Raw genomic sequence first — 4,607 nt, 5'->3', positions numbered from 1 at the left:
ATATTACAAGGACAAAGTGTATCGATTCCAGAGGTTAAAATAAGTCCAGATCAGTTGATATATGTGATATACACTTCTGGAACTACAGGAACGCCTAAAGGGGTGTTATGTGAGCATAAGGGGATTATGAACTTAGCTGTAAGCCAAATTACAGAGATTGGATTAAATTCGGAAGATCGTATTTTACAATTTGCTTCAATATCATTCGATGCTTTTGGTTTCGAGTTATATCCCTGTTTACTCTCTGGAGCAAAACTTATTATTGTTAATAAAGATACTGTTCATTCTAAAGATGATATAGGAAAAGTGATTAGTGAACAAAAAATTACTGTAGCGACTCTTCCTCCAACATATCAAGAAATTTTACAAGATCACCTATTTTCTCTTAAAACTATTATTTCTGCTGGGGAGGCTATTATAATTTCTTTGGTTGAAAAATTTCAGGCTCAAGGAATAAAAGTAATAAATGAATATGGTCCAACAGAAAATAGTGTTGCTACATCTATGTCTAGTAGTCCTTTATATAAGGGGACAATAGCCACTATAGGTTCTCCACTACCTAATACTTCTGTTTATGTTTTATCGGAAGACTTATCACTATTACCGATTGGAGTCACAGGAGAATTATATATAGGAGGTACTCAATTAGCTAGAGGATACTTAAACCGTCCGGATTTAACGGCAGAACGATTTGTAGCCCATCCTTTTAAGAAAGGAGAACGGGTTTATAAATCGGGAGACTTAGCCAGATGGCTACCCGATGGCACCTTAGAGTTTATAGGAAGGAAAGATAATCAGGTAAAGATTCGAGGTTACCGAATCGAATTAGGAGAGATAGAATCAATCATAGCCACCAAAGAAAGTATCCAGCAATCTATAGTAGTAGCTATACCTGATAATAGTGGTCATAAGCGATTAGTTGCTTATATCAAAACAGTTTTATCGGACGATATTGAACATCAGGAGTTAAAGCGTTATTTGTCAGAAAAGCTTCCTGATTATATGGTTCCCGGGGTTTATGTTTTCTTAGATGACTTTCCTTTGACACATAATGGGAAGATAGATAAGAAAGCATTACCAGCACCAGAAACTTCTTTTAGTAGGATTAACAACTATGTAGCTCCAACCACGGAAGAAGAAAAAGAATTAGTATCAGTTTGGGAAGAGCTTTTAGGTATAGCAAAAATAGGGGTTGAGGATAATTTCTTTGAATTAGGAGGGGACTCTATAAAAGCGATTCAGTTAGTTAGTAAAAGTAAATCATTAGACATACACTATCAGGTTAAAGATATTTTTGATTATCAGACAATATCCGGTATTTGTTCGAATTTACAGTTGGCTTTTGATACGGTAACAGAAGAGGGGCTTTTATCAGGAGAGGTACCTTTGCATCCTATCCAACATTACTTTTTTGAACAAGATTATAAGGCATCGAATCATTATAACCAATCACTTATTCTTACAATTCCTAAGTCTATATCTATTGATAGGTTAGCAGTATGTTTTCTTCAATTATTTCATCATCATGATGCCTTACGTTTAAAGTATGATTTCTCCTTAGAAGGGGTAGAACAGCGTTATAGTAATTTTATAGGAAAGCCATCAGCATGTAGTGTTACATCATTATCCGAAATACCTGATTTATGTAATAGCTATCAATCAGAATTAAATATCAAAGAAGGGGATCTTTTACGAGCATTACTGATTCATACGCCACATACAGAAAAGAAGAATAGATTATTTTTAACCATTCATCACCTAGCCATAGATGGTATTTCGTGGCGAGTTTTACTTGAAGATTTAGAGGTTTTATTATCTAAAGAGGCTATAGAGGGTTCAACTATTTTACCGGCAAAAGGGACTTCTTATCGTCAGTGGACAGAAAAATTACAAGAGTATGCCGTTTTACCATCCACACAATTAGAATATAGTTATTGGAAAGAAGTGCTGTCTAAGTATAGACCTTTACCTGTTGACTTTTCTAGTGATATAGAGACAACTTATGAGCAAACGCATACAATTCAAACACGATTATCTAGAGCAGATACAACGTCTTTAACACAAGAGATTCACCATGCCTATGGGACAGAGATTAATGATATCTTATTAAGTGCTTTGTCAAAAACCATGGAAGGATGGATTTCATCATCTGAGTTTGTTATAGGTTTAGAGGGGCATGGACGGGAAGAGTTATTCAGAGATGTTGATTTGAGCAGAACAATAGGTTGGTTTACTAGTTTGTACCCTGTTTGTTTATCGGTTCCTTCATCAGGCACGGTTAGTTATGAAGATCTTATTTCAAGAACAAAAGATAGCCTTAGAGAAATCCCTAAGAAAGGGATCAATTATCCAATATTGCGATACCTGTCAGAGGAAGAAATAAGAGAAGAATTGTCATTGCAGTATGAAGATCTTATTTTTAACTATTTAGGTGATTTTGATCATTATAATGCATCTGAGAACTCTTTACTATCGATATCCAACGAAAATACAGGAGAAGCATTTGGTTTAAAAAATCAGAATCCTAATAAAATTGCAATCAATAGTATTATAGTTCAGGGGCAGTTAGAGATAAACTGGAGTTATGATAGTCATCGATACGAGGAAAATACAATAAAAACGTTGTCCGATAAATTTGATAAGATTCTACGATCAATTATACATCATTGTAAAGTTCTTTCGGACAGAGAAAAAACACCAGGAGATTATGGGTTACCTTCAAAAATTTCCTATACGAATCTGGTAAACTTTAAGCAGGGTAGAGAAAGGTTACTTAATTCTAAAATAGAGGATATTTATCCGTTGACGGCTTTACAACAAGGGATGCTATTTCATAGTTTATACAATCCTGAGGATACGGCTTATTTGGTTCAATTTCACTGTGATCTAGCAGGTAATTTTTCAAAAGATTCTTTTCTGAAAAGTTGGAAGGTCTTAATGGACGGACACAGTACTTTAAGAAGTTGTATTTATGCCAATGAATTAGCTATTCCCGTACAATGTGTATATGAGTCAATGGAACTACCTGTTCAGATGTATGATTATACGTCCTATTCAGCAGGGGAGAAAGAAGTAGCGATTCAATCATTTTTGGAAAAAGACAAACAGACAAATTTTGATTTTGAGAAGGAACCTCTTTTCAGAATAACACTATTTAAGGTAGATTCCGATACAGTTCGTATGGTTTTTACTAATCACCATATATTATGGGATGGTTGGTCATTTGCCAAGTTGATGAGCAATTTTATAGAAGTTTACCAGCAAATGGTAAATGGTACAGAGTTGACAGTATTGAGTACGGATAATTATCGTTCTCATATAGATTATATAAATAGTCAAAATAGAACTGAAGGGCTAGCTTATTGGGGAAGATATCTTTCGGGTATAGAGCAAGCTACTTATCTTCCTTTTACAGGGAATGTTTCAGAAAGAAATAAAACATTTGGGAACTCAGAGAGGACTTTATTAATTTCTAAAGAAGTTAGTAATCAGATAAATAGTTTTGCAGAACAGAACCATATTACCACTAGCACGGTATTGCAGGGGACATGGAGTTATTTGTTATCTAAGTATACAGGGATTTCAGCTGTTACTTTTGGAGCAACAATATCAGGTAGGAATTCTGATGTAGAAGGAATTGCAGACAAAGTAGGATTATATATAAATACTATTCCAGTATGTAGTCATATAGAAAGTCAGGCAAATATTGTAGATTGGTTACAAGAATTACAGCGAGGTCACACAATAGGAAGAGAGGATCATGGTTATTTATCATTGCTAGAGATAGAAAAGCAGTCTGTTGTATCGAGTCCTTGTTTTGATACCCTTATGGTTTTTGAAAATTATCCGATAGAAAATTTGGATAGTACTTCTTTTGATTTAACCATAAAAAACATAGAAAGTAAAGAAAACACAAATTATACATTATCGCTCTGTGTTTTTGATACAGAAGAAGGAATATCAATAAAGCTGACTTATAATAATACGATACTACCCGATGATGTGGTAGTAATGATTGAAAAACACATTTATCAATTATTAAGTAGTATTACAAGTGGAGTAAAAACTTTAGGAGAGTTAACCTATTTAGGTAAAGAAGAAAAAGAGGAATTACTAACTCTTTTTAATAACACGGAAGTATCATACCCTAGTGATAAGACAGTTATAGACTTGTTTAGAGATCAGGTTAAAGCATTTCCAGAGGCTATTGCTTTAGAGTTTGAAGGAGCTACAATGAGCTATAGGGAGTTAGAAGAGAGGTCGAATCAGCTAGCACATTATTTAATAGAACAAGGAATTGGAAAAGAGACGTTAGTTCCTATATGTATTGATAGGTCATTAGCCATGGTAGTTGGTATCTTAGGAATTATCAAGGCAGGAGGGGCTTATGTTCCGATAGATCCTTCATACCCACAGGAGCGTATTGATTTTATTTTACAAGATACAAATGCGAGTTTGGTTGTCACACATTCTGATGTATTACACCTCTTCAAAGAAAACAAACTGGTAAAGACCTCTGTTTTACTGGATCAAGGAGAACAAATATTACAAGGACAAAGTGTATCGATTCCAGAGGTTAAAATAAGTCCAGATCAGTTGATATATGT

1 protein-coding gene is annotated in these 4,607 nt (G+C 34.3%); it reads left to right on the top strand.

Features of this window, described 5'->3' with window-relative positions; all coding sequences use genetic code 11:
* Positions 1-4,607, top strand: a 4,607-nt coding sequence (locus ACFSTE_RS20545; RefSeq protein ID WP_378298368.1) for an amino acid adenylation domain-containing protein, incomplete at both ends; no start/stop codon positions are given.

Source organism: Aquimarina hainanensis (genome assembly GCF_042684685.1).
Taxonomy (GTDB): domain Bacteria; phylum Bacteroidota; class Bacteroidia; order Flavobacteriales; family Flavobacteriaceae; genus Aquimarina; species Aquimarina hainanensis.
Note: the sequence above shows the minus strand (reverse complement) of the source record. Positions and strands in the feature narration are given on the sequence as shown.